The organism is Streptomyces sp. Ru62, assembly GCF_002920615.1.
Lineage (GTDB): Bacteria > Actinomycetota > Actinomycetes > Streptomycetales > Streptomycetaceae > Streptomyces.
Genome location: NZ_PQSU01000002.1, coordinates 131,828 through 155,391, shown reverse-complemented (window position 1 = coordinate 155,391; position 23,564 = coordinate 131,828). Strand labels below are relative to the sequence as shown.

Here is a 23,564-nt window from a genome sequence, read left to right as displayed (position 1 = left end):
CCTAGACTCAGGTTCGGCTCGTGTCCGGGTTCGACTCGGGCTCCATTCGCCCACCCACCTGCGCGTCCGTCTCAGGCCGGCGTTAGCCTCGGGCCAGATCCAACGGCAGTGAAACGGACACGAGGAGGCCACCATGGCCCGAGTTCCCAGCGCGGTCGTCGCCGCCACCGGGCTCGTCGGCGGTTACGGCGTCGCCCGCTGGACCAAGAAGCGACAGCTCGGCGGGGCCGTCCTGGCCGTCGCCGGTGCCGCGGCGGCCCAGCAGTGGCGCGCCCGGGCCGGCGGGAAGGCCGCGGGCGCGCTGACCGCCGCCTACGTCGCCGCGTTCGCCGGCTCCCACCCGCTGGCCAAGAAGGTCGGCGCCTGGCCGTCCGTCCTCGGCGTCGCCGGCGCCGTCGCCCTCGCCTCCTGGGCCGTCGCCGACCGCAAGCCCGCCTGAGCTCCCTCTTTCAGGACACCCCCGCCCGGAACGCCCTCCGGTACGCCTGCGGGCTCGTCCCCGCCACCCTCCGGAACCGTTCCCGGAACGCCGTCGGTGAGCCGAAGCCCGTCTGGACGGCGATGCGCTCCACCGGGTACGCAGTGGTCTCCAGCAGGTACTGGGCCCTGCGCACCCGCGCCCGGTGCAGCCACTGGAGGGGTGTCGTACCGGTCTGCTCCCGGAAGCGGCGGTTGAGGGTACGGGTGCTCATACCGGCCTTCGCCGCGATCTCGGCCAGCGTCAGATCCTGGTCGCAGTGGTCCTCCAGCCAGGCCAGCAGGGGCTCCAGGGTGGTGCCGGCCGGGGCCGGGGGCAGGTCGTGGACGATGAACTGGGCCTGTCCGCCCTCCCGTTCCAGTGGCATCACCGACATCCGCGCCGCGTGCGCGGCGACCGCCGAGCCGAAGTCCTTGCGGATCATGTGCAGACACATGTCCAGGGCGGCCGCCGCGCCCGCCGACGTCAGGAACTGGCCGTTGTCGACGTACAGGACGTTCGGGTCGACCGTCACCGCCGGGTGTCGCCGGGCCAGGTCCGGGGCCGCGACCCAGTGGGTCGTCGCGCGCAGGCCGTCCAGCAGGCCCGTCGCCGCGAACAGGAACGCGCCCACGCAGATCGACGCGATCCGGGTCCCGTTCGCCGCCGCGGCGCGCAGGGCCTCGGCGACCCCGGGCGGCAGCGCCTCCGGGGGCTGCGCCACCCCGGGCAGGATGATCGTGTCGGCCTCCGCCAGCGCCTCCAGGCCGTACGGCGCCCGGACCGTGAAGGCACCCGCGCTCACCTCCTCCCGCACCGAGCAGACCCGCACCCGGTACGGCTCCCGGCCGTCGGGCAGCCGCGCCCAGCCGAAGGTGTCGATGGGGGCGGAGAGATCGAACGGGATGACGCCGTCCAGCGCCAGTACGGCCACCGTATGCATGGCAAGAAGGTAGCCGTACGACGGGTTCCCGCCAACCGGCCCGCACCCGTGCCGACCGGTTCCCGCCAACCGGCCCACCCCGTGCCGACCAGGGATCAGCAGGGGAGGAGGGCGCCGTCGGCCCACGGGACCAGGTACTGGCGGGAATCCGTTGAGCACTGGCAATCACGCCACTTCTGCGTGATCCCGGCGCCCCCTACCGTCCCCCCGTGACCAAGTTCCTGCTCTCCGTCCACGTCATCGCCGCGATCCTCGCCATCGGTCCCGTCGCCGTCGCCGCCAGCATGTTCCCGCCCGCCGCCCGCCGGGCCCTGAGCACCCGGCCCGGCGCCGACGACAGCCACGGCGACGACGGCCCCGACGCCACCGGCACCCTCCACCTGCTGCACCGCATCTGCCGCGTCTACGCCGTCGTCGGCGTCGTCGTCCCCGTCTTCGGGTTCGCCACCGCGAGCGAAATGGGCGTGCTCGGCAGCGCATGGCTGATCGTGTCGATCGTGCTCACCGCCCTCGCGGCCCTCGTCCTCGCGGCGCTGGTGCTGCCCGCCCAGTCCGCGCTGATCGAAGGAAGGGCGGAGGCCGGACGGGCCGCGCGGCTCGGCATGGTCACCGGGCTGTTCAACCTGCTGTGGGCCGCCGTGACCGTCCTGATGATCGTCCGGCCGGGCTCCACGACCGGCGCCTGACGGTCACGGCCTGCTCGCCGCCGGCGGCGCCGAGGGACCACCCCGGCCCTGCGAACCCCCCGCCGACGGCGCCGAAGGACCACCCCGGCCCTGCGAACCCGGCGTCCCCCCGGACGGCCGGGCGCCCCGGGCCGCCGCCCTGGCCCGGCCGGCCACCGCCGTCAGCGGGCGGGCGATGTCCTCCAGGGAGCGGCGCTCGGCCCGTACCGCCAGGAAGGCGGCGACCAGCCCGGCCGCGCACATCAGCGCCGCGCCGATGCAGAAGGCGAGGACGGTGTCACCGACCCGGCCCGTACCCGTCAGGTCGGCGAACAGCAGCGGACCGCTGATACCGCCGGCCGCGGTGCCGAGGGCGTAGAAGAACGCGATGGACATCGCCCGCGTCTCCATCGGGAAGATCTCCGACACCGTGAGGTACGCGCTGGAGGCACCCGCCGAGGCGAAGAACAGCACCGCGCACCAGCAGGCGGTCAGCGTGCCCGCGCTCAGCGAACCCCGGTCGAACAGCCACGCCGTGCCGAACAGCAGCAGACCCGACAACAGGTACGTCGAGGAGATCATCACGCGACGGCCGACCGTGTCGAACAGCTTGCCCAGCAGCAGCGGGCCGCAGAAGTTGCCGACCGCGATCACCGCGAAGTAGTAGCCGGTGTGGCCGGAGGGCACGTCGAAGAACTTGGTCAGGATCGCGCCGAAGCCGAAGGTGATCGCGTTGTACAGGAACGCCTGGCCGATGAAGAGGGAGAAGCCGAGCACCGCCCGCCTGCGGTAGCGGCCGAACACCGTACGGGCGATCTCCATGAACGACACGCTCTTGCGCTGGTGGATCTCCAGCTCGCCCTCGGCCGCGGGGAGCGGCTCGCCCCGCTCCTCCTCCACCCGGCGCTCGATGCCGGAGACGATCTCCTCCGCCTCCCGGTCCCTGCCGTGGATCAGCAGCCACCGCGGACTCTCCGGGACGTGCCGTCGTACGAGCAGGATGACCAGCGCGAGGACCGTGCCGAGCGCGAACGTCAGGCGCCAGCCGACGTCCTTCGCCAGCAGGCCGGTGTCGAGCGCGACGATCGACAGCAGGGAACCGCCGACCGCGCCCAGCCAGAAGCTGCCGTTGATGATCAGGTCCACCCGGCCGCGGTAGTCCGCCGGGATCAGCTCGTCGATCGCTGAGTTGATGGCCGCGTACTCACCGCCGATGCCGAAGCCCGTCAGGAAGCGGAAGAGGAAGAACCACCAGGCCTCCCAGGACACGGCCGTCAGCGCCGTCGCCGCGAGGTACACCGCCAGGGTGATCATGAAGAGGTTCTTGCGGCCGAACCGGTCCGTCAGCCGGCCCCAGAACAGGGCGCCCGCGCAGGCACCCGCCACATACAACGCGGCGGCGACGCCGGTGACCTGACCGGAACTGATCGCCAGGCCGCTGCCGGGCTCCGACAACCGGCTGGCGATGTTGCCGACGACCGTGACCTCCAGGCCGTCCAGGATCCACACGGTTCCCAGGCCGATGACGATCGTCCAGTGCCAACGGGACCAGGGCAGGCGGTCGAGTCTGGCCGGGATGTCGGTGGTGAGGGTCCGGCCGGTGCCGGCCTCGGCTGTGCTCATGGGCGCTACCTCCGCGTCGAAGGACGGGATACCGGGTGCCCTGGCCGCGGCGGAACACTCCGGTCAGGCCCCCAGCCAGCGCGAGAGGCTGTAGATCACCAGCCCGGCCAGGGAGCCCACCACCGTGCCGTTGATGCGGATGAACTGGAGGTCCCGGCCGATGTGCGCCTCGATCTTGCGGGTGGTGTGCTCCGGGTCCCAGCCCGCCACCGTGTCCGTGATCAGCGAGGTGATCTCCGTGCGGTACGTCGTCACGACGTGCACCGCGGCGCCCTCCACCCAGCTGTCGACCTTGTCCTGCACCTTCTGCTCGGTCGCCATCCGCGCGCCCAGCGACAGCAGCGCCGCCCGCACCCGCGTCCGCAGCTCACTGCGCTCGTCCTCCGCCGCCGCCACGATCATCGACCGCACGGCCGTCCACACGGACGCGATCAGGTCCTGCACCTCACCCCGGCCCAGCACCTCACCCTTGAGCCGCTCCACCCGCGCCCGGGTGTCCGTGTCCGACTGCAGATCGGAGGCGAAGTCGGTGAGGAAACGGTCCAGCGCGCCACGCGCCGGGTGCGAGGGCATGTCCCGCATCTCGGTCACGAACCGCAGCAGCTCCTTGTAGACCCGCTCGCCCACCTTCCGGTCCACGAACCGCGGGGTCCACCCCGGCGCACCCCCCTCCACCGCCACCATCACATCGTCCCGGTGCAGCACCAGCCAGTCGTGCGCCCGGGCCACCACCAGATCCACCACCCGGCGGTGCCCACCGTCGGCGACGATCCTCTCCAGCGTCTTGCCGATGCCCGGCGCGATCTCCTGCGCGTTGGCCCGCCGGGTGATCGCCTCACCGACGACCGCCTGCACATCCGAGTCCCGCAGCACCGTCAGCGCCCCCCGCAGCGCCGTCGCCAGCTCCGCCGTCACCCGGTCCGCGTGCTCCGGCTCGGCCAGCCAGGCCCCGAGCCGGCTGCCGATGCCGACCGCGTGCAACCGCTGCCGCACCACCTCCTCGGAGAGGAAGTTCTCACCGACGAACTCACCCAGCGAGACACCCAGCTGATCCTTCTTCGTGGGAATGATCGCGGTGTGCGGAATGGGCAGCCCCAGCGGGTGCCGGAAGAGAGCCGTGACCGCGAACCAGTCGGCGAGCGCGCCGACCATCCCCGCCTCGGCCGCCGCCGCCACATAGTCCGTCCACGCCCCGGCGCCCGCGTTCCCGGCCGTCTTCGCCAGCACATAGACCACCGCGACGAACAGCAGCATGCCCGTCGCCGTCGCCTTCATCCGGCGCACCCCGCGCCGGCGCTCCTCGTCGGCCGGAGTGAACGCCGTCATCGTCTTGTACGACGCGACCCGCCCCGGTGTTCCCGTCTCGGTAGGTTCCATCAGCTCCACCCGTTCGGTGATCCCGCACACAATTGTCCCTTCCTGACCGACTCCCGGAACGAAACAGGAGTTCCCGGCGTCTGTCTGAAGGGTCGTAGTGGCAGGGTCCTGTCACGCCACCCCGGCCCATGACCCATCATGGGCGAGCAAGATCGGAGCCACGCGCTCCCATCTGTCGAGGAGAACAACACAAGCGTGACCAAGCGTCATGGTTATGCCGTCCTGAGCGCGCTCGTCGCGCTGGTGGTGGCCCTGTCCGCCGCCATATACGTCACCGTCGCCGCCGACGACGGCACCCCGCGCGGCGCCCTCACCGACAACCGCCCACGCCACGACTCCCACGCCGCCCCCGCCTCCACCGGCACCTGGGTCGGCGCCTGGGCCACCGCCCCCGTCGGCGGCGAACCCGGCACCGAGACCGCCGGCCTCGCGGGCCGCTCCGTCCGCAACGTCGTCCACACCAGCGCCGGCGGTACGAGTGCCCGCGTCACGCTGTCCAACCTGTACGGCCAGTCCGACCTCACCATCAGCCACGCCTCCCTCGCCCTCTCCCTGGGCGACGGCAGCCCGGCCGCCGACGCGGAAACGATGCGGCGCCTCGCCTTCGACGGCGCCCCCGGCGTCGTCATCCCCGCCGGCGCACAGGCCGTCAGCGACCCCGTGCACCTCACCCTCCCCCACGGCGCCGACGTCCTGATCACCACCTACTCCCCCACCCCCTCCGGGCCCGTCACCTACCACCCGCGCGCCCGGCAGATCTCGTACCTCGCCACCGGCGACCGCACCGAGGACACCACCGGCACCCCCTACACCGGACAGACCCCCTACTGGCGGTACGTGACCGCCCTCGACGTGCTCAGCAACGAGGCCACCGGCACCGTCGTCGCCTTCGGCGACTCCCTCACCGACGGCGTCACCTCCACCACCGGCGCCAACCACCGCTGGCCCGACATCCTCGACGGCCGCCTCCGCGACGCCCTGCGCAGCGGACGGCAACTGCCCCGCTACAGCGTCGTCAACGAGGGCATCAGCGGCAACCAGGTCCTCGCCGACGGCCTCGGCCGGCCCGCCGAGAACCAGAGCGGCCTCGGCCGCTTCGCCCGCGACGCGCTCGACCGCCCCAACGTCAAGGTCGTCGTCATCGACCTCGGCATCAACGACATCCTGCGCAACCCCCGGCTCGCCGACCCCGACCGCATCCTCACCGGCCTGCGCACCCTCGTCCGCCAGGCCCACGCCCGCGGCCTGGAAGTCGTCGGCGCCACCCTCATGCCGTTCCAGGGCCACCACGGATACACCCCCGCCCGCGAAGCCGTACGCCGGCAGATCAACGCACGGATCCGGGCCGGTGGCGTGTACGACGCGGTCGTCGACTTCGACAAGGCCCTCCGGGACCCCTACGACCCGCGCCGACTGCGCCCCGAATACGACTCCGGCGACCACCTCCACCCCAGCGACCTGGGCTACCGCACCATGGCCGGGGTCTTCGACCTGCGCACCCTGAAGAGCGCGGGCCAGACGGAGCTGTGACCGGGCAGCGAGGAATACTGGCGGACATGACCCGCTTGATCCTCGCCACCCGCAACGCCGGAAAGATCACCGAGCTGAGGGCCATCCTCGCTGAAGCCGGACTCCCCCACGAACTCATCGGCGCCGACGCCTTCCCCGACGTTCCCGACGTCAAGGAGACCGGCGTCACCTTCGCCGAGAACGCCCTGCTCAAGGCGCACGCCCTCGCCCAGGCCACCGGCCTGCCCGCCGTCGCCGACGACTCCGGCCTGTGCGTCGACGTCCTGGGCGGCGCCCCCGGCATCTTCTCCGCCCGCTGGGCCGGCCGCCACGGCGACGACAAGGCCAACCTCGATCTGCTGCTGGCCCAGCTCTCGGACATCGCCGACGAACACCGCGGCGCCCACTTCGCCTGCGCGGCGGCCCTCGCGCTGCCGGACGGCACGGAACGGGTGGTGGAGGGACAGCTGCGCGGCACCCTGCGGCACGCCCCCGCCGGCACCAACGGCTTCGGCTACGACCCGGTCCTCCAGCCGGACGGCGAGACGCGGACGTGCGCCGAGCTGACCCCCGACGAGAAGAACGCGATCAGCCACCGGGGGAAGGCGTTCCGGGCGCTGGTGCCGGTGGTGCGGGAGCTGTTGGGCTGAGCACAGAAACGGCCTGCGAGTCAGCTTTCGACTCGCAGGCCGTTTACGTGCGGCGGAAGGGATTCGAACCCTCAAGCCCGGTCAAGGGCCACAGATCCTAAGTCTGCTGCGTCGCCATTGCGCCACCGCCGCTAGCCGCCTGCCATCGTACCGGGAGTTGCTCGCCGCCTTCCGCCGCCCCTGCACCAGGTGCTCGTGATCGCATGGCAGTTGGGGCACAGCAGCCGCAGGTTCTGCTGCCGGTTGTCGCGCCGGTCCCCGTTGATGTGGTCGATCTCCAGCGTCATCGGCTTGCCGTGCCACTCCGGACCGACCCCGCACCCGGCGCACTGTTCAGGAACGCCCACTTCACGGAGCGCACGCCGAAGACGTTCGGTCGCGACGCGGTGCTCGCCTTCATGCCGCACCAGGACGGCTTCCGGCCGCTTGGCATTCGTACCCGGCTTGCCTCGCTGATGCGCCTGGCCGAGGAAGTGGGCGGTATGGAGGCCGTCCTCGGCGATCCACTTGCGCAGCATCGCGCGTTGGCCGCCGCTGTTCGGACGACCGAGGCGGCGCAGCACCTCCGCGATGGACGCCGAGTCGTGGACCACCGCCCGCAGGACGTCCGGCGCGGGCCGCGCCTGCCTGCCCGTGGGTGAGAAGTGCGAGATGTCGATGTCGAAGTGGGCGAACCGCTCCACGAGGTATGCGCGTAGTCGGCCGTACGGCCGGGTGCCGAAGAAGGCGATGACCTCGTCAAGGTCCGAACACTGCGTGGCTGCCTGGGCCAACCGCTCGCGGCTGTACTGCACTCCGCCGCTCATACGGCGCCTGCCCTCGCACGACCCTTCCCGCGTCCTCGGTAGGTGTCGGTCGTCGCATGGCAGTTGGGACAGAGGAACCGCAGGTTGTCGATGCGGTTGTTCCGCCAGTTGCCGTCCATGTGATCGACCTCCAGCGGAAGTGGTTCACCACGCCAGACCGGCTCGATACCGCACAGGGCGCAACACTCCTGGACACCCAGCTCGTTCATGGCCCTCTTGAGCCGCTGACTCGGAATGCGCGGAGCATGTGCCGACCTGTCCTCGACGAGGATCTCCTCGGGGGTCCGACGGCGCTGGTTGTACCGCATCCGTTCGGTGCGGACCACGGACGTGAAGTGCGAGGTGTCGATGCCGTACGCCTTGATCCGCCGGGCGATGTTGGCCTGGTGGCCGCCGACGGAGTCGAGCCCGAGCCGGCGCACGACCTCGTTGACGCTCGCGGACGCTGCGACGACCGGCTCAAGGATCTCGCGCGTCCACTTCACCCCCTCCGGCTCGAAGTGCGACGTGTCGACGCCGAGCTTCTTCATCCGCCGCCTGATGTAGTCACGCCTCGAACTCCCCGGATCCACCCCCAGCCTCTCCAACGCCTCCGACAATGTCCGTGCCCCCCGGGCCGCCTGTTGCAGCCGCTCCCTGGTGTATGCGCCGGCCCCCATCGAGCCCCCTCCGATCCGGGCGTGCGTTCGTTGCCCGTACGGAGTAACGAAACGGTTGTCGGAGAGTCACGCTCCGTATCGACGAAAACGGCCCGCGCCGGGGGCTCCCGGTGCGGGCCGTTCGTGCGGTGGGCGGGTCAGATGCCCAGGTCTTTGATGATCTTCGCGACGTGGCCGGTGGCGCGGACGTTGTAGAGGGCCCGTTCGACCTTGCCCTCCTCGTCCACGACGATCGTGGAGCGGATGACGCCCAGGTACGTCTTGCCGTAGTTCTTCTTCTCGCCATAGGCGCCGTAGGCCTCGGTGACCTTCTTGTCCGGGTCGGCGAGGAGGGTGATCTTCAGGGACTCCTTCTCGCGGAACTTCGCCAGCTTCTCCGGGCTGTCGGGGGAGATGCCGATGACGTCGTAGCCGGCGCCGGCCAGCAGCTCCAGGTTGTCCGTGAAGTCGCAGGCCTGCTTGGTGCAGCCTGGGGTCAGGGCGGCCGGGTAGAAGTAGACGATGACCTTGCGGCCCTTGTGGTCCGAGAGGGACACCTCGGTGCCGTCGGCGTCGGGGAGGGTGAAGGCGGGGGCCACGTCCCCCGGCTGGAGTCGCTCGCTCATCGGGCCAGCCTAACCGGGGGGCCTTGCGGTGCGGCGCGGCGCAGAGCTGACAAACTGTTCGGAACAGCATCAGCAGATTTCGGAGGCCGTACGGTGGCGGACACGTCGGACACCAGAACCCCGGCGCAGATCGAGGCGGACATCAAGCGCCGCCGTGAAGTGCTGGCCGAGACGCTCGACGAGATCGGGGTGCGGGTGCATCCGAAGACCATCGTCGGCGATGCGAAGGCCAAGGTCATCGCCAATGTCGACCATACGGTCGGACGGGCGTACGTGCAGGTCAACCGTGCCGTGAGCGAGGTTCGGGCACAGTTCGTGAACGATCAGGGGGCGCCGCGCCTGGAGCGGGTGGTGCCCGTCGCGCTCGTCGTCGTGGGGGTCGTGGGGCTGCTCGCCCTCGGGGCCCGGCGGCGCAGGGACTGACCGGGACAGGTAGGTTCGAGCCGTGAGCGCCAACAGAAACGAGCACAGCACTCCCCACCACGACAAGCTGCCCATCCGGATGCTGCACGACCGGGTTCTCGTGCGGCAGGAGACCGGTGAGGGCGAGCGGCGGTCGGGGGGCGGCATTCTGATTCCCGCCACCGCGGCGGTCGGCCGGCGGCTGGCCTGGGCCGAGGTCGTCGCCGTCGGGCAGAACGTACGGACGGTGGAGCCCGGGGACCGTGTCCTGTTCGACCCGGAGGACCGGGCGGAGGTCGAGGTGCGGGGCGTGGCGTACGTCCTCATGCGCGAGCGTGACCTGCACGCCGTCGCCGCGGACCGGTTCGAGGGGTCGGAGGACTCCACGGGGCTGTATCTGTAGCCCCGGCCGTACCTGGAGAACACAGAGCGAGAGGGCCGGTGACCATGGTCACCGGCCCTCTTTGCCGTGTTTTTGCTATGTTCGGAAGGAGCCCGACGAGACGCGCCGTACCGGGTCGAAGGCAAAGACGACGCACCCGAAGTGACCCGAAGAAGAGTCGCCGTGTCTCGGAGGTGCTGTCATGGCCTGGGTTCTGCTGGTCGTCGCCGGTCTGCTGGAAGTGGGCTGGTCGATCGGGATGAAGTACAGCGAGGGGTTCACCCGGCCCGTCCCCAGTCTGTTCACCGGCGCCGGCATCGTCGCCAGCATGGTTCTGCTGTCGTACGCCGCGAAGTCCCTGCCCATCGGTACGGCCTACGGCGTGTGGGTGGGCATCGGCGCGGCCGGTGCGGCGGTGCTCGGCATGGTGGTGCTGGGTGAGCCGGTCACCGCCGCCCGGATCTTCTTCGTGTGCCTGCTGCTGGTCGCCGTGGTGGGGCTGAAGGCGACCAGCGGTCACTGAGGCGTCAGGAGTGCGGCGTCAGCGGGGGCGTCAGGTGCGCTGTCATGTACCGGGGAAGCCTCCCGGTCCCGTGTCCGAGCCGGTGGTGCCGCCGCCCGGTGTGCCGCCGCCGGTGGTCCCGCCGCCGGTGGTCGTCCCCCCGTCGGTCGTGCCGCCGCCGTCCGTGGTCCCGCCGCCGGTGGTCGCCCCTCCGCCGGTCGCGTCCCCGCCGGTGGTGGCGCCCCCGTCCGTGGTGGTGCCGCCGTCGGTGGGGGTGCCGCCCGTGGTGCCGGTGCCGCCGTCGGTCGGGGTGCCCCCGTCCGTGGTGCCGCCGGCCGTCGGGGTGGCGGTCGCGCCGCCGGTGGTGGGCGCGGCGGTGGCGCCGCCGTCGTTCTGGCCGCCGTCGGTGCCGGGCTGGGCGGTGCTGGTGGCGGGCGGCTCCTGGACCTGGTCGGCGCCCTGCTGGAGCTCCAGGTCGAACTTGCTCGCCGGCTTGCCCTGCAACGCGTCGCGCGTGTACTGCGCCCAGATCTGGGTGGGCGGGCCGCCACCGTTCATGCGCGGCTGGCCGAGCGCCCCGTACAGCGGCTGGTGCTTGGCCGTCACCGGGTCCTGGCCCATGACGGAGACCACCGTGGCCAGGTCCGGGGTGTAGCCGGCGAACCAGGCGGCGGTGTCCCTTTCGGCGGTACCGGTCTTGCCGGCCGCCGGACGTCCCGCGGCCTGGGCGGCGGTGGCGGTGCCGTTCTCGACCACGCTCTGCAGGACCGAGGTCGTGGTGTCGGCGGCCTCGCGGCTGACGGCCTGCTTGACGGGCTGCTCGGGCAGCTTGACCTCGTCGGTGCCGTCCTTGGTGATCTTCTCGACGAGGGTATACGTGCCGTGCTTGCCGTGGTTGGCGAGCGTGGCGTAGGCCTCGGCCATGTCCAGGACGCTGGCGGTGGCGGTGCCGAGGGCGATGGACGGGTACGGCTGGAGGTCCGGCGTGTCGGAGGGGATGCCCAGGTCGACCGCGGTCTGCTTGACCTTGGCGGGGCCGACGTCGACGGCCATCTGTGCGTACACCGAGTTCACCGACAGGTCGGTGGCCTTGCGGACGGTGATCGGGCCGTACGACTTCTGGTCCTCGTTCTCGGGGGCGTAGGCGCCGCCGTTCCAGCCCTGGACCGGGCGCTGGTTGGTGCCGTCGTAGACCGTGTTCGGGGTGATGGCGCGGCCGTCCTGGGTGGTGGAACCGTTCTCCACGGCGGAGGTGAAGACGAACGGCTTGAACGTCGAGCCGACCTGGAAGTCACCGCGGGTGGCGCCGTTGGTGTACTGCTTCACGTAGTCGATGCCGCCGTACATCGCGACGACCTTGCCGGTCCTGGGGTCGACGGAGGCTCCGCCGGCCCGGACGAAGGTGTCGGCCTTGCGGTTCTTCTTGTCCAGCTTGGACATGAGCTGATCGTCGACCGCCTTGACGAAGGCGTCCTGCCGGTCCTTCTGGATGGTGGTGGTGATGCGGTAGCCGCCGGCCGTGAGGTGGTCGGAGTCGATGATGTTGTTCGCGGTGAGGTACTGCTTGACCGCCTCCACGAGGTAGCCGCGCTGGCCGGACATGCCGGTGGAGATCGTCTGCTCCTTCGGCATCGGGAACTTCATGCCGGCGCGCTTGGACTCGCTGAGCCAGCCCTTGGTGACCATGCCGTCCAGGACGTAGTTCCAGCGGGCGACGGCCGCTTTGCGGTTCTCCGGGTGGGCGACGACGTCGTACTCGCTGGGCGCGTTGACGAGCGCGGCGAGGTAGGCGGCGCGGGCCGGGTCGAGGTCGGCGGCGTCGCGGCCGTAGTAGGCCTGGGAGGCGGCCTGGATGCCGTAGGCGTTGCGGCCGAAGTAGCTGGTGTTGAGGTAGCCCTCCAGGATCTCGTCCTTGGACTTGTTCTGGTCGAGCTTGATCGCGATGAAGAACTCCTTGGCCTTGCGGGTGACCGTCTGTTCCTGGGCCAGGTAGTAGTTCTTCACGTACTGCTGGGTGATCGTCGAGCCGGACTGCTTGCCCTTGCCGGTCGCGGTGTTCCAGCCGGCGCGGAGCATCGCCTTGGGGTCGACGGCGGACTCGGTGTAGAAGTCCCGGTCCTCGGCGGCCAGTACGGCGTGCTGGGCGTCCTTGGAGACCTGGGCGAGGGTGACGTTCTCGCGGTTGACCTCGCCGTCGCGGGCGAGCTGTGAGCCGTCGGCGTACAGGAAGACGTTGCTCTGCTTGGTCGCGAACGCGTTGGCCGGGGGGATCTTCACCAGGGAGTACCCGACGAAGAACAGCCCGACGAGCAGCAGCACGCCGACGAAGAAGGTGCCGAGCACCATGCGCCAGGTCGGGATGATCCGCCGCCAGCCGGTCCGCTTGGGCCGCTTGCCCTTCTTGCCCTTGCCCTTGCCGTCCGCGGTCTGACCGTCGGTGGCGGGGAGGGTGGTGGTGGCGGCGATCGAGGCGGCACCTGCTGCGGCGCCGGTTGCTGACGCGGCGGCGCCCTTGGCGGCCTGAGCACCGGTTCCCGTACCGGCACCGGCTCCCGTCGCGGCGGCGCCGGCCGCGCGGGCGGCGCGGGCGGCCCGTGCGGCGGCCGGGGAGGAGGGGGCGGAGGCACCGGCCGGGTCGGCGCCGGAGGCTGTCTGGGCAGCGCGGGTCTCGCCGGCGGGGCGGGGAACGGTGGGACGAGGGGTACGGCGGGTGGGGTCCGACTCACCGCCGGGCTCACCGGAGCGGGGCGCGTTGACCCGCCGGAGCACCTGCGTGGTCTCGGGCGCCGGGGCGGCGTCGGCCTCCTGCCGGGCACTGGACCGCGGCTCTCGGGGCGGGGTGACACGGCGGAGCACCTGGGTGCTCTCGGCCGGCGGCTCCTGCCCGGAACCGAGCGGGGCCTCGGGCGCCCCCGACTTCCCACCGCCACCGGCCGCACCGGAACGCGAGCCACGACCGGCGCCGGAGGCACCGGCAGCCGAGTCCACGCCGGCCGGCGCAGCCCCGCCGGACACCGACCCGTCGCCGGACTCCGCACGCCGACCGGACACCGGGCCACGGCCGGGCTGCGAACCGCCTCCGGAGCCCTGACGCTCGGACTGCGAACCACGGTCAACGGCCGGGGCACTCCCGGACACCGGCCCGCGACCGAACCCCGAGCCGTCGCCGGGCCCCGGGCCGCGATCAGCTGCCGGGCCACTGCCGGCCCCCGGCGCACGACCGGACTCCGGAGCACGACCGGTTGCCGGGGCGCTCCCGGACACCGGGACACGGCCGGGCGCCTGAGCGGCGCCGGAGGCCGCGCTTCCGCCGGCCCCCGCGGCACCCGTCTGTTCCGTGCGGGCGCGGGCCGCCCGGCGGGCGCGGGCGATGGAGGTCGTCCGGTCCTGGTCCTGCTCGGCTGAGTCCGCGGGGCGGGAACCGTCCTGGGGGGACGCACCCGTCATACCGGAGCGGTTCCCGGGCGCCGATCCGGGCGTACCGGAGCCTGCCCGGGACGGGGAGCCCGTCGGGCCGTTGCCGGCCGTCCGGCCCGCGCCACGCTCAGCCTCCGGGTCACCCGCGCCGGCGCCACGGGTGCCGTCGGCCCCCCGCTCGCCGCTCTGCGGATTCGCCGCGCTCCCGGGCCGGCCGGCGCGCGGAGACCTCGCGCCGCCCTCGACACCGTCGGCCCGCCCGGCAGCGCCGTCGCCCCCGGGGCCCCTCGAAGCGCCCTCGCCGCTCATGGCACCCTCGGCACGCATGCCGCCACCGCTGGTGGCACCCCCGGCACGCACACCGCTGCCGCCACTCCCGGCGCGCTCACCGTCCCGGCTCCCGGTGCCCCCGGCACGCGAGTCACCGTCGGCACGCTGACCACCCTCGCCCCGACCGAGCCGCCCGGCGCGCTCGCCGCCGTCGCGGCTGCCCACGGCCCCCGCATGTGCGCTGGTGTCGCTCGTGGTGCCCCCTGTGGGATCCGGTGGTGTGCTGCTCGGTTCGCGGCGTCCCGGGTTTCCGGGCCCTTCAGCCGGCAGCGGCTTTTTCGGTGCCACGCCTTCGTTCCGCTGCTGCGGCTGCGGCTCGTCGCTCATGTCGTGCACGGACTCCTGTTTCGCGTCGTACGTTCCCGTACGCCTCGTACGCTTCTGCGCTCCCCCTGTTTGAAGACTCTCGCACCTGGCGTTCCGTTCCCGGATTCCGGCACGCTTCGACCGGAAATCGCGTGGCCGGCCGCCGGGCCTCCGGACTAGGCTCCTGCGCTTCGGTGTCGAGCGGTCCGAGGAGGTCGACTCACGTGGGCGCGGGACGGTTGTACGCGGCCGTGGCGACAGGGGGATTCAGACGGTACGCGACCTACCGGGCCGCCACTGCGGCAGGGGTGTTCACGAACACCGTCTTCGGACTCATCCTCGTCTACACGTACCGCGCCTTGTGGGACGAGAGGCCGCATCTCGGCGGGTACGACCAGGCGCAGGCCGTGACGTACGTCTGGCTGGGGCAGGCGTTCCTGTCGACTCTCGCCATCGGGGGCGGCGGCGTGGAGGACGAGTTGATGGAACGCATCCGTACGGGGGACGTGGCGATCGACCTGTACCGGCCCGCCGATCTCCAGCTGTGGTGGCTGGCGGCGGACCTGGGCCGGGCGTTCTTCCAGCTGCTGGGCCGGGGACTGGTGCCGTTCGTGTTCGGCGCGCTGTGCTTCCCGGTGTACCTGCCGGCCGACGCCGGCACCTGGGCGGCGTTCCTCGTCGCCGTCGTCCTCGCCATGCTGGTCGGCTTCGGCATCCGCTACCTGGTGGCGCTGAGCGCGTTCTGGCTGCTGGACGGCGCCGGTGTGGCGCAGATGGCGTGGCTGCTGGGCTTCTTCTGCTCGGGCATGCTGCTGCCGCTGAACGTGTTCCCGGGCGCGCTCGGTGACGTCGTACGGGTCCTGCCCTGGTCGTCCCTGCTGCAGGCCCCGGCGGACATCCTGCTGGGGCACGCGGATCCGCTGCCCACCTATCTCTTCCAGGCCGCGTGGGCGGCGGCGCTGCTGGGGGCCGGGCGGCTGGTGCAGTCGGCGGCGACGCGCCGGGTGGTGGTGCAGGGTGGCTGAGAGCCAGGTCCCCGGCCCGGGCCACCGGCTGGCCGAGGGGGTGCGGGCGTACCGGCTGATCGCGGGGATGTGGGTGCGCTCCACGATGGCCTACCGGGCGTCCTTCGCCATGACCACGTTCGGGAACTTCGCGGCGACCTTCCTCGACTTCGTCGCGATCATGCTGATGTTCTCCCGGGTGGACGCCCTGGGCGGCTATCCGCTGCCCGAAGTGGCGTTCCTGTACGGCCTGTCCGCGACCTCCTTCGGGCTGGCGGACCTGGTGATCGGGTCGATGGACCGGCTGGGCCGGCGGGTCCGGGACGGCACGCTGGACACCCTGCTGGTGCGGCCGGCGCCGGTGCTGGCGCAGGTGGCGGCCGACCGGTTCGCGCTCAGGCGGCTGGGCCGGGTGACGCAGGGGGCGCTGGTGCTGGGCTGGTCGCTGACCCGGGTGGACATCGACTGGACGGCGGACAGGCTGCTGCTGATGCCGGTGATGGTGGTGAGCGGCTGCGGCATCTTCTGCGCGGTGTTCGTGGCGGGCGCGGCGTTCCAGTTCGTGGCGCAGGACGCCTCGGAGGTGCAGAACGCCTTCACCTACGGCGGTACGACGCTGCTCCAGTACCCGCCGACCGTGTTCGCGAAGGAGTTGGTGCGCGGGGTGACCTTCGTGCTGCCGCTGGCCTTCGTCAACTGGCTGCCCGCGACCCATGTGCTGGGGCGGCCGTATCCGCTGGGCCTGCCGGAGTGGACCGCGTTCACGCCGCCGCTGGTGGCGGTCGCCTGTGGCGCGCTCGCGGGGCTGGCCTGGCGGGCCGGACTTCGTTCGTACCGCAGCACAGGGAGCTGACGTGAGTGACTTCATCGCACTGGAGAAGGTGGAGAAGGTCTTCGAGGTGCGCCGGAAGACCGGGTTCCTGCGGCGGGAGCGGCGCGAGGTGCGGGCGGTGGACGCGCTCTCGTTCACCGTGGCGCGCGGCGAGATGGTCGGGTACATCGGGCCGAACGGTGCCGGGAAGTCGACGACGATCAAGATGCTGACCGGGATCCTGACGCCGAGTGCCGGGCGGCTGCGGGTGGCGGGCATCGATCCGGCGCGGGAGCGGTCGCGGCTCGCGCACCGGATCGGTGTGGTGTTCGGTCAGCGGACCACGCTCTGGTGGGACCTGCCGCTGATCGACTCCTACCGGCTGGCGCACCGCATGTACCGCATCCCGGACGCCCGTTACCGCGAGAACCTGGACCGGCTGGTGGAACTGCTGGACCTGGGCGCCCTGTTGGACGTACCGGTGCGGCAGCTGTCCCTGGGCCAGCGGATGCGCGGGGACATCGCGGCGGCGCTGCTGCACGACCCGGACGTGCTGTACCTGGACGAGCCGACGATCGGTCTGGACGTCGTGTCGAAGGCCAGGGTGCGGGAGTTCCTGCGGGAGGTGAACGCCGAGCGCGGTACGACGGTGCTGCTCACCACGCACGATCTGCAGGACATCGAGCAGTTGTGCTCCCGGGTGATGGTGATCGACCACGGGCGGCTGGTGTATGACGGCCCGCTCGCGGGGCTGCACGAGGCCGGCGAGAGCGAGCGGACGCTGGTGGTGGACCTGGAGCGGGAGCTGCCGCCGGTCGAGGTGCCGTCGGCCCGGGTGGTGCGGGTGGAGGGCCCCCGGCAGTGGCTGGCGTTCCCGGCGGGGCAGTCGGCGGCGCCGGTCGTGGCGCATCTGGCGGCCCGGTACCCGCTGGTGGACCTGTCGGTGCGGGAGCCGGACATCGAGGCCGTCATCGCCAGGATGTACGCCGAGAAGGCGGTCTCGTAGGCTGCCGGCATGAGCGACGACGCAGTCCCGGACCTCCGTGCGTCCGACGCCGACCGTGACCGGGTCGCCGAGATCCTGCGGGACGCCCTGGCCGAGGGCCGGCTGGACATGGAGGAGTTCGACGAGCGGCTGGGGGCGGCCTACCGGGCGCGGACGTACGGCGAGCTGGCGCCGCTGACCCGCGACCTGCCGGTGCCCGGTGTCGCGCCGGCCCTTCCCGTCTCCTTCGTCAAGGCCCCGGCGGTGGAGGGCGGTTGGGCGGGCCGGATCACCGGCACCGAGGGCTCCTCGACGGGCGCGGTGGCGATCCTGTCGGGGTTCGAGCGCAGGGGCCGCTGGACGGTGCCGAGGCGGTTCTCCTGCTTCACCTTCATGGGCGGCGGCGAGCTCGACCTGCGCGAGGCGGACTTCGCCGCCGGTGAGGTGGAGATCCACTGCGTGGTGATCATGGGCGGGGTGCAGGTGATCGTGCCGCCCGGCGTCGAGGTCGTCGTACGCGGCGTCGGTGTGATGGGCGCTTTCGAACACCCGAGGGACGACGGCCCGCCCGAGCCGGGCGCCCCTCGTGTGGTCATCGGCGGCCTCGCGTTCTGGGGCGGGGTGGGCGTGGAGCGCAGACTCCCGCGTGGGGCACGGAAGCGCCTGAAGAAGCCGCGCTGAGCGCGCCCTCAAGGGGCGCGGGGACCTGCGCGGCCGGCCACGGCCCGTGGCCCGTCGGCGCCCCTACGACGTGCAGACCTTGGTCAGCTCCCCTGCCGCGTCCGTCACCGGGCTGACGTCCGGTGTCTCGTCCCCGTTCCTGATGGCCGTGCGCACGTTGCCGACGGCCTTCTCCAGGTCGTCCACGGCCTTGTTGACATCGGTGTTGTCCGTCTTGTCGCCGATCTTGCGCAGGCTCTTCTCGATGGAGTCGAGCGACTCGTCGGCCTGGGAGGGGTCGTTCGCCGCGTTCTCCACGGCCTGCTGGAGGTCGGTGACGTTGTCGGCGATGGCGTCGGCGGTCTGCACGCAGTCCAGCGCCTTGTCCACGGCGTCGCAGCCGGTCGTGAGGCCGGCGGCGAGCGCGGCGGTCGCTACGGCGGCGACAACGGTGAGTCGGCGTCGGCTGGCGGCCATGGTGGTGTCCCTCCCCTGGTACGGCTGGCCGGGCGCACGCTGGTGAGTCGTGCGCCCGTATCCACTGGGACGCCGCTGGGGTCCGCCGGGTTGCCCCGCGGCCTTGGGGACTTCTTTACGCGCGCGTGGCCGCGAGTGCCGCCTGCTGGGTCACGGCCAGTTCCCGGCAGCCGGTGACGGCGAGGTCGAGCAGGGCGTCGAGTTCCTCGCGGGCGAACGGGGCGGCCTCGGCGGTGCCCTGGACCTCGACGAAGCGGCCGTCGCCGGTGCAGACGACGTTCATGTCGGTGTCGGCGCGCACGTCCTCCTCGTAGCAGAGGTCGAGCAGCGGGACCCCGCCGACGATGCCCACGGAGACGGCGCTCACGGTGCCGGTGAGCGGCTGCCGGCCGGCCTTGATCAGCTTCTTGCCCTGGGCCCAGGCGACGGCGTCGGCGAGCGCGACGTACGCGCCGGTGATGGCCGCCGTACGCGTGCCGCCGTCGGCCTGGAGGACGTCGCAGTCGAGGACGATGGTGTTCTCGCCGAGCGCCTTGTAGTCGATGACGGCGCGCAGGGAGCGGCCGATGAGCCGGGAGATCTCATGGGTGCGGCCGCCGATCTTGCCCTTGACGGACTCGCGGTCGCCGCGGGTGTTGGTGGCGCGGGGCAGCATGGCGTACTCCGCGGTGACCCAGCCCTCGCCGCTGCCCTTGCGCCAGCGCGGGACCCCCTCGGTGACGGAGGCGGTGCAGAAGACCTTGGTGTCGCCGAAGGAGACGAGGACGGAGCCCTCGGCGTGCTTGCTCCATCCGCGTTCGATGGTGACCGGGCGGAGCTGTTCGGGGGTACGGCCGTCGATGCGAGACATGGCGATGAGCCTAGCCGCACACGGGGAAGGGGCTCCTCCGGCGTTGGGAAGAGCCCCTTCGGGGTGAACCGGTACGGCTCACATCATGTCTTCGATCTCCGCGGCGATCGGGTCGGCGTCGGTGCCGATGACGACCTGGATGGCCGTGCCCATCTTGACGACGCCGTGGGCGCCGGCGGCCTTCAGGGCGGCCTCGTCGACCAGAGCGGGGTCGGACACCTCGGTGCGCAGCCGGGTGATGCAGCCCTCGATCTCCTCGATGTTGTCGATGCCACCGAGCCCGGCGACGATCTTCTCAGCCTTGCTGGCCATGTTCCTTCTCCCTGCTCCGAACCGCTTTGTCGCAGTAACCCACAGTTGGCCCATCTTCGCGAGCGGTCTTGCCGTCCGTGCCGAATGATGGCGATCACGACAGCGGAACCGTCCGCCGACTGGTCTACACCACCGTGGGGAAGGTCGCCAAACCCATGAGTGCAGAGAGCACGGCGAGCAGCGCCGGGGCCCGCTGGAACCGTGTGTTCCAGAGCATGCAGAAGATGGGCCGCAGTCTCCAGTTGCCCATCGCGGTGCTGCCGGCGGCGGGCATCCTGAACCGGCTGGGGCAGCCGGACGTGTTCGGCGCGGACGGCCTGGGCTGGACCGACGTCTCCAAGGTGATGAGCGGGGCGGGCGGCGCGCTGCTGGACGGCCAGCTGGGGCTGCCGCTGCTGTTCTGCGTGGGCGTCGCGATCGGCATGGCGAAGAAGGCCGACGGTTCGACGGCGCTCGCCGCGGTGGCGGGCTTCCTCGTCTACTACGGCGTCCTGCGGCAGTTCCCGGAGACCTGCCCGGCGGGCGCGAAGGTGGTCGCCACGGGCTGCCAGGCGGCGAACGGCACGGTGTCCGCGTACACCTACCAGAACCCGGGCGTCTTCGGCGGCATCGTCATGGGCCTGCTGGCCGCCTTCTTCTGGGCCCGCTACCACCGTACGAGGCTGGTGGACTGGCTGGGCTTCTTCAACGGGCGCCGGCTGGTGCCGATCATCATGGCCTTCGTCGCCATCCTGTTCGCCGTGGTGTGCCTGTTCGTCTGGCCGCCGGTCGGCGACGCACTGGAGAGCTTCAGCGAGTGGCTGCGGGACGCCGGGTCCTGGGGCGCGGGCGTCTTCGGGGTGGCGAACCGGGCGCTGCTGGTGGTGGGCCTGCACCAGTTCCTGAACGTGCCCATCTGGTTCCAGTTCGGCAGCTACACCAAGCCCGACGGCACGGTGGTGCACGGCGACATCAACATGTTCCTCCAGGGGGACCCGGACGCCGGCCAGTTCACCTCGGGCTTCTTCCCGATCATGATGTTCGCGCTGCCGGCCGCGGCGCTGGCCATCACGCACTGCGCCCGCCCGGAGCGCCGCAAGGAGGTGGGCGGCCTGATGCTCTCGGTCGCTCTGACCTCGTTCGTGACCGGCATCACCGAGCCGCTGGAGTACTCGTTCCTCTTCATCGCGCCCGGCCTGTACGCCGTCCACGCGGTGCTGACCGGTGCGTCGATGGCGGTGACCTGGGCGCTGGGCGTGCACGACGGCTTCAGCTTCTCGGCGGGCCTGATCGACTACGTGATCAACTGGAACCTGGCGACGAGACCGTGGGCGATCATCCCGATCGGCCTGTGCTTCGCGGCCGTGTACTACCTGGTGTTCCGCGTCGCGATCACGCGCTTCGACCTGAGGACGCCGGGGCGGGAACCGGCGGAGGACGTGGAGGACGTCACCAAGGTCTGAGGGCACCGTGCGTAGCGCCGTGGTGGCGGATTCGCGGGTTCCTTATGCCGCCTTCATCGTGCTACAACAGGTCTACACCACAGGTGGTGTAGACCAGAGACGCTGCCGTCCCCTTCCATGGTTCCCGGGCGGCGCCTTGCCCGATGGAGGAGCTTGTGACCACGGCCAGCGCCGCACCCGCGGCCGAGAAGAAGAAGGGCGCCGGAGCGATGGCTGTGCTCCAGCGCATCGGCCGCAGCCTGATGCTGCCGGTCGCCGTGCTGCCCGCCGCCGCCCTCCTGGTGCGCCTCGGCAACAACGACATGCTGGGCCGCTCGTCCTTCCCGGACTTCCTGACCAAGATAGCGTCGTTCATGGCGGCCGGCGGCAACGCCATCCTCGACAACATGGCGCTGCTGTTCGCCGTCGGCATCGCGATCGGCTTCGCGAAGAAGTCGGACGGCTCCACGGCCCTCGCCGCCGTCGTCGGCTACCTGGTCTTCAAGAACGTGCTCGCCACGTTCACCGACAAGAACCTGCCGAAGGTGGCGGCCGTCGTCGACGGCAAGGTCGTCATGCAGAACGCCCCGGTGGACGCCAAGGTCCTCGGCGGTGTGGTGATGGGCATCGTCGTGGCCCTGCTGTACCAGCGCTTCTACCGCACCAAGCTGCCCGACTGGGCGGGCTTCTTCGGCGGCCGCCGGCTCGTCCCGATCCTGTCGGCCTTCGCGGGCCTCGTCATCGGCATCGTCTTCGGCTACATCTGGCCTGTCCTCGGCACGGGCCTGCACAACTTCGGCGAGTGGCTGGTGAAGTCGGGTGCGGTCGGCGCGGGCATCTTCGGTGTCGCCAACCGTGCGCTGATCCCGATCGGCATGCACCACCTGCTCAACTCGTTCCCGTGGTTCCAGGCGGGCGAGTACCACGGCAAGAGCGGTGACATCGCGCGCTTCCTGGCCGGCGACCCGCACGCGGGCCAGTTCATGACCGGCTTCTTCCCGATCATGATGTTCGCCCTGCCGGCCGCGTGCCTGGCGATCGTCCACTGCGCCCGGCCCGAGCGCCGCAAGGTCGTCGGCGGCATGATGTTCTCGCTGGCCCTGACGTCCTTCGTCACCGGCGTCACCGAGCCCATCGAGTTCACCTTCATGTTCATCGCGCCGGTCCTGTACGCGATCCACGCTGTCCTCACCGGTGTCTCGATGGCGCTGACCTGGGCGCTGGGCATGAAGGACGGCTTCGGCTTCTCGGCGGGCGCGGTCGACTTCGGCCTCAACCTGGGCATCGCGAGCAACCCGTGGGGCCTGGTCCTGGTCGGCCTGTGCTTCGCGGTGGTCTACTACGTGATCTTCCGCTTCGCGATCACCAAGTTCGACCTGCCGACCCCGGGCCGCGAGTCCGACGAGGAACTCGCGGAACTGCAGAAGGCGGAGGCCAAGTAACCAGACGGCGCGAAGGCCCCGGAACCTCTCCGGTTCCGGGGCCTTTCGTCTGCGCGCGGCGCCCTCAGATCTCGTACGTCTGTCGCGGCGCCGCCAGGTGCACCGGACCGGTGAACACCTCACGCGCGTCCCGCAGGTTCACCTCGGGGTCGGTCCACGGCGGGATGTGGGTGAGGACGAGCCGCCGTACGCCCGCGCGGGCCGCCGTCTCCCCCGCCTCGCGGCCGTTGAGGTGCAGGTCGGGAATGCTCTCCTTGCCGTGCGTGAACGCGGCCTCGCACAGGAACAGATCGGTGTCCCGGGCCAGCTCGTCCAGCGCCGCGGTGACGCCGGTGTCGCCGGAGTACGTCAGGGACTTCCCGCCGTGCTCGATCCGGATGCCGTACGCCTCCACGGGGTGGCGGACCCGCTCGGTGTGCACGGTGAACGGGCCGACCTCGAACGTGGACGGCTTGACCGTGTGGAAGTCGAAGACCTCGCTCATCGAGGAGGCGGAGGGGGTGTCCGCGTAGGCCGTGGTCAGGCGGTGCTCGGTGCCTTCGGGGCCGTAGACCGGGATGGGGTCGCAGCGGCCACCGTCGTGGCGGTAGTAGCGCGCCACGAAGTACCCGAGCATGTCGATGCAGTGATCGGCGTGCAGATGGCTGAGGAAGATCGCGTCGAGGTCGTAGAGACCGCAGTGGCGCTGCAGCTCGCCGAGGGCGCCGTTGCCCATGTCGAGGAGCAGCCGGAAGCCGTCGGCCTCGACGAGGTAGCTCGAACAGGCCGATTCCGCGGACGGGAACGACCCCGAGCAGCCGACGACGGTGAGCTTCATGAAACAGAAACCTCCGTTGGCGGGTAACCGGTGGGCAGGACGTAAACCCCTTGCGGGGCGGGGGCTGTCGGGGGTCGTGCGGTCCGTCGAGCGTAAGGCGCGAAAGCGCGGGTCGCTCCTCCGCCAGGGGCCGTTGTGGGCGAACTCACCTG

General features: G+C 71.4%; 24 protein-coding genes, 1 tRNA gene and 1 riboswitch. Of the genes, 13 read left to right on the top strand and 12 right to left on the bottom strand.

Annotated features, from left to right (window positions below; translation table 11 throughout):
• Positions 1–133 precede the first annotated feature (133 nt).
• Positions 134–439 carry a hypothetical protein gene (locus C3492_RS03120; RefSeq protein ID WP_103810155.1) on the top strand — a complete coding sequence of 102 codons (306 nt, stop codon included), beginning with the start codon at positions 134–136 and terminating at the stop codon, positions 437–439.
• 10 nt (positions 440–449) lie between these two features.
• On the opposite strand, the gene C3492_RS03115 is transcribed toward C3492_RS03120, so the two are convergent.
• Positions 450–1,400, bottom strand: coding sequence for a GlxA family transcriptional regulator (locus C3492_RS03115; protein ID WP_103810154.1), 951 nt, complete (start codon positions 1,398–1,400; stop codon positions 450–452).
• A gap of 209 nt (positions 1,401–1,609) precedes the next feature.
• Here C3492_RS03115 and C3492_RS03110 point away from each other — a divergent pair, with 209 nt between their 5' ends.
• Complete coding sequence (locus tag C3492_RS03110) at positions 1,610–2,086, top strand: hypothetical protein (RefSeq protein ID WP_103810153.1); 477 nt, start codon at positions 1,610–1,612, stop codon at positions 2,084–2,086.
• 3 nt (positions 2,087–2,089) lie between these two features.
• Here C3492_RS03110 and C3492_RS03105 read toward each other — a convergent pair whose 3' ends face one another.
• Together C3492_RS03105 and C3492_RS03100 are read right to left on the bottom strand one after the other, a co-directional pair.
• Complete coding sequence (locus C3492_RS03105; RefSeq protein ID WP_258055462.1) at positions 2,090–3,688, bottom strand: MFS transporter; 1,599 nt, start codon at positions 3,686–3,688, stop codon at positions 2,090–2,092.
• A gap of 63 nt (positions 3,689–3,751) precedes the next feature.
• Positions 3,752–5,065 (bottom strand): DUF445 domain-containing protein, encoded by a 1,314-nt coding sequence (locus tag C3492_RS03100; protein WP_258055461.1) that lies wholly within the window; start codon positions 5,063–5,065, stop codon positions 3,752–3,754.
• 195 nt (positions 5,066–5,260) lie between these two features.
• Here C3492_RS03100 and C3492_RS03095 point away from each other — a divergent pair, with 195 nt between their 5' ends.
• Entirely contained in the window at positions 5,261–6,595 is a 1,335-nt protein-coding gene (locus C3492_RS03095; protein ID WP_103810151.1) for an SGNH/GDSL hydrolase family protein, read from the top strand.
• 26 nt (positions 6,596–6,621) lie between these two features.
• On the top strand, positions 6,622–7,224 hold the full coding sequence (gene rdgB / locus C3492_RS03090) for an RdgB/HAM1 family non-canonical purine NTP pyrophosphatase (RefSeq protein ID WP_103810150.1): 603 nt from the start codon (positions 6,622–6,624) through the stop codon (positions 7,222–7,224).
• Between the two features lie 48 nt (positions 7,225–7,272).
• On the opposite strand, the gene C3492_RS03085 is transcribed toward rdgB, so the two are convergent.
• From C3492_RS03085 to bcp, 4 genes are all read right to left on the bottom strand, one after another.
• A tRNA-Leu gene (locus C3492_RS03085) sits at positions 7,273–7,356 on the bottom strand.
• Entirely contained in the window at positions 7,356–8,030 is a 675-nt protein-coding gene (locus C3492_RS03080) for an HNH endonuclease (RefSeq protein WP_103810149.1), read from the bottom strand. The genes C3492_RS03085 and C3492_RS03080 overlap by 1 nt, the downstream gene beginning before the upstream one ends.
• On the bottom strand, positions 8,027–8,689 hold the full coding sequence (locus tag C3492_RS03075) for an HNH endonuclease signature motif containing protein (RefSeq protein WP_103810148.1): 663 nt from the start codon (positions 8,687–8,689) through the stop codon (positions 8,027–8,029). Before C3492_RS03075 ends, C3492_RS03080 begins: the two co-directional genes overlap by 4 nt.
• A gap of 137 nt (positions 8,690–8,826) precedes the next feature.
• A complete protein-coding gene (bcp, locus tag C3492_RS03070) occupies positions 8,827–9,294 on the bottom strand; it encodes a thioredoxin-dependent thiol peroxidase (protein WP_103810147.1) in 468 nt (155 codons plus the stop codon).
• 93 nt (positions 9,295–9,387) lie between these two features.
• Between bcp and C3492_RS03065 the strand changes: the two genes are divergently transcribed.
• The 3 genes from C3492_RS03065 (at position 9,388) to C3492_RS03055 (ending at position 10,601) form a co-directional block, all read left to right on the top strand.
• Entirely contained in the window at positions 9,388–9,717 is a 330-nt protein-coding gene (locus tag C3492_RS03065; RefSeq protein ID WP_103810146.1) for a DUF3618 domain-containing protein, read from the top strand.
• A gap of 22 nt (positions 9,718–9,739) precedes the next feature.
• Entirely contained in the window at positions 9,740–10,099 is a 360-nt protein-coding gene (locus tag C3492_RS03060) for a co-chaperone GroES (protein WP_014672972.1), read from the top strand.
• A gap of 66 nt (positions 10,100–10,165) precedes the next feature.
• Positions 10,166–10,236, top strand: a riboswitch (guanidine-III (ykkC-III) riboswitch).
• A gap of 44 nt (positions 10,237–10,280) precedes the next feature.
• Positions 10,281–10,601, top strand: a complete 321-nt coding sequence (locus C3492_RS03055; RefSeq protein WP_103810145.1) for a multidrug efflux SMR transporter — start codon at positions 10,281–10,283, stop codon at positions 10,599–10,601.
• A 42-nt stretch (positions 10,602–10,643) separates the two neighbouring features.
• Here the strand turns inward: C3492_RS03055 and C3492_RS03050 are convergent, their stop codons facing one another.
• Positions 10,644–13,436: a transglycosylase domain-containing protein gene (locus tag C3492_RS03050; RefSeq protein WP_103810417.1), complete on the bottom strand. Its 2,793-nt coding sequence runs from the start codon at positions 13,434–13,436 to the stop codon at positions 10,644–10,646.
• 1,421 nt (positions 13,437–14,857) lie between these two features.
• Between C3492_RS03050 and C3492_RS03045 the strand changes: the two genes are divergently transcribed.
• The 4 genes from C3492_RS03045 to C3492_RS03030 are packed head-to-tail and all read left to right on the top strand — an operon-like array spanning position 14,858 to position 18,114.
• Positions 14,858–15,658 carry an ABC-2 family transporter protein gene (locus C3492_RS03045; protein WP_103810144.1) on the top strand — a complete coding sequence of 267 codons (801 nt, stop codon included), beginning with the start codon at positions 14,858–14,860 and terminating at the stop codon, positions 15,656–15,658.
• Entirely contained in the window at positions 15,651–16,490 is an 840-nt protein-coding gene (locus tag C3492_RS03040; protein WP_258055460.1) for an ABC transporter permease, read from the top strand. The genes C3492_RS03045 and C3492_RS03040 overlap by 8 nt, the downstream gene beginning before the upstream one ends.
• Before the next feature lies 1 nt (position 16,491).
• Positions 16,492–17,454: an ATP-binding cassette domain-containing protein gene (locus tag C3492_RS03035; RefSeq protein WP_103810143.1), complete on the top strand. Its 963-nt coding sequence runs from the start codon at positions 16,492–16,494 to the stop codon at positions 17,452–17,454.
• Between the two features lie 9 nt (positions 17,455–17,463).
• Complete coding sequence (locus C3492_RS03030) at positions 17,464–18,114, top strand: DUF1707 domain-containing protein (RefSeq protein WP_103810142.1); 651 nt, start codon at positions 17,464–17,466, stop codon at positions 18,112–18,114.
• Between the two features lie 63 nt (positions 18,115–18,177).
• On the opposite strand, the gene C3492_RS03025 is transcribed toward C3492_RS03030, so the two are convergent.
• From C3492_RS03025 to C3492_RS03015, 3 genes are all read right to left on the bottom strand, one after another.
• Complete coding sequence (locus tag C3492_RS03025; protein WP_014672979.1) at positions 18,178–18,570, bottom strand: hypothetical protein; 393 nt, start codon at positions 18,568–18,570, stop codon at positions 18,178–18,180.
• Positions 18,571–18,685: 115 nt separating this feature from the next.
• Complete coding sequence (gene rph / locus C3492_RS03020; RefSeq protein WP_103810141.1) at positions 18,686–19,420, bottom strand: ribonuclease PH; 735 nt, start codon at positions 19,418–19,420, stop codon at positions 18,686–18,688.
• Between the two features lie 78 nt (positions 19,421–19,498).
• Positions 19,499–19,732 (bottom strand): glucose PTS transporter subunit EIIB, encoded by a 234-nt coding sequence (locus C3492_RS03015; RefSeq protein WP_014672981.1) that lies wholly within the window; start codon positions 19,730–19,732, stop codon positions 19,499–19,501.
• Positions 19,733–19,887: 155 nt separating this feature from the next.
• On the opposite strand from C3492_RS03015, the gene C3492_RS03010 reads away from it, so the two are divergent.
• Together C3492_RS03010 and C3492_RS03005 are read left to right on the top strand one after the other, a co-directional pair.
• Positions 19,888–21,174, top strand: coding sequence for a PTS transporter subunit EIIC (locus C3492_RS03010; RefSeq protein ID WP_103810140.1), 1,287 nt, complete (start codon positions 19,888–19,890; stop codon positions 21,172–21,174).
• 155 nt (positions 21,175–21,329) lie between these two features.
• Positions 21,330–22,595 (top strand): PTS transporter subunit EIIC, encoded by a 1,266-nt coding sequence (locus tag C3492_RS03005; RefSeq protein WP_103810139.1) that lies wholly within the window; start codon positions 21,330–21,332, stop codon positions 22,593–22,595.
• Between the two features lie 64 nt (positions 22,596–22,659).
• Here C3492_RS03005 and C3492_RS03000 read toward each other — a convergent pair whose 3' ends face one another.
• Positions 22,660–23,412, bottom strand: coding sequence for an MBL fold metallo-hydrolase (locus C3492_RS03000; protein WP_103810138.1), 753 nt, complete (start codon positions 23,410–23,412; stop codon positions 22,660–22,662).
• Positions 23,413–23,564 lie beyond the last annotated feature (152 nt).

Bases quoted from the DNA above. Each gene is read 5' to 3' on its own strand.
- C3492_RS03120 (WP_103810155.1), top strand. From the start codon at position 134: ATGGCCCGAGTTCCCAGCGCGGTCGTCGCCGCCACCGGGCTCGTCGGC.
- C3492_RS03115 (WP_103810154.1), bottom strand. From the start codon at position 1,400: ATGCATACGGTGGCCGTACTGGCGCTGGACGGCGTCATCCCGTTCGAT.
- C3492_RS03105 (WP_258055462.1), bottom strand. From the start codon at position 3,688: ATGAGCACAGCCGAGGCCGGCACCGGCCGGACCCTCACCACCGACATC.
- C3492_RS03100 (WP_258055461.1), bottom strand. From the start codon at position 5,065: ATGGAACCTACCGAGACGGGAACACCGGGGCGGGTCGCGTCGTACAAG.
- rdgB (WP_103810150.1), top strand. From the start codon at position 6,622: ATGACCCGCTTGATCCTCGCCACCCGCAACGCCGGAAAGATCACCGAG.
- C3492_RS03080 (WP_103810149.1), bottom strand. From the start codon at position 8,030: ATGAGCGGCGGAGTGCAGTACAGCCGCGAGCGGTTGGCCCAGGCAGCC.
- C3492_RS03075 (WP_103810148.1), bottom strand. From the start codon at position 8,689: ATGGGGGCCGGCGCATACACCAGGGAGCGGCTGCAACAGGCGGCCCGG.
- bcp (WP_103810147.1), bottom strand. From the start codon at position 9,294: ATGAGCGAGCGACTCCAGCCGGGGGACGTGGCCCCCGCCTTCACCCTC.
- C3492_RS03055 (WP_103810145.1), top strand. From the start codon at position 10,281: ATGGCCTGGGTTCTGCTGGTCGTCGCCGGTCTGCTGGAAGTGGGCTGG.
- C3492_RS03030 (WP_103810142.1), top strand. From the start codon at position 17,464: ATGAGCGACGACGCAGTCCCGGACCTCCGTGCGTCCGACGCCGACCGT.
- C3492_RS03025 (WP_014672979.1), bottom strand. From the start codon at position 18,570: ATGGCCGCCAGCCGACGCCGACTCACCGTTGTCGCCGCCGTAGCGACC.
- rph (WP_103810141.1), bottom strand. From the start codon at position 19,420: ATGTCTCGCATCGACGGCCGTACCCCCGAACAGCTCCGCCCGGTCACC.
- C3492_RS03015 (WP_014672981.1), bottom strand. From the start codon at position 19,732: ATGGCCAGCAAGGCTGAGAAGATCGTCGCCGGGCTCGGTGGCATCGAC.
- C3492_RS03010 (WP_103810140.1), top strand. From the start codon at position 19,888: ATGAGTGCAGAGAGCACGGCGAGCAGCGCCGGGGCCCGCTGGAACCGT.
- C3492_RS03000 (WP_103810138.1), bottom strand. From the start codon at position 23,412: ATGAAGCTCACCGTCGTCGGCTGCTCGGGGTCGTTCCCGTCCGCGGAA.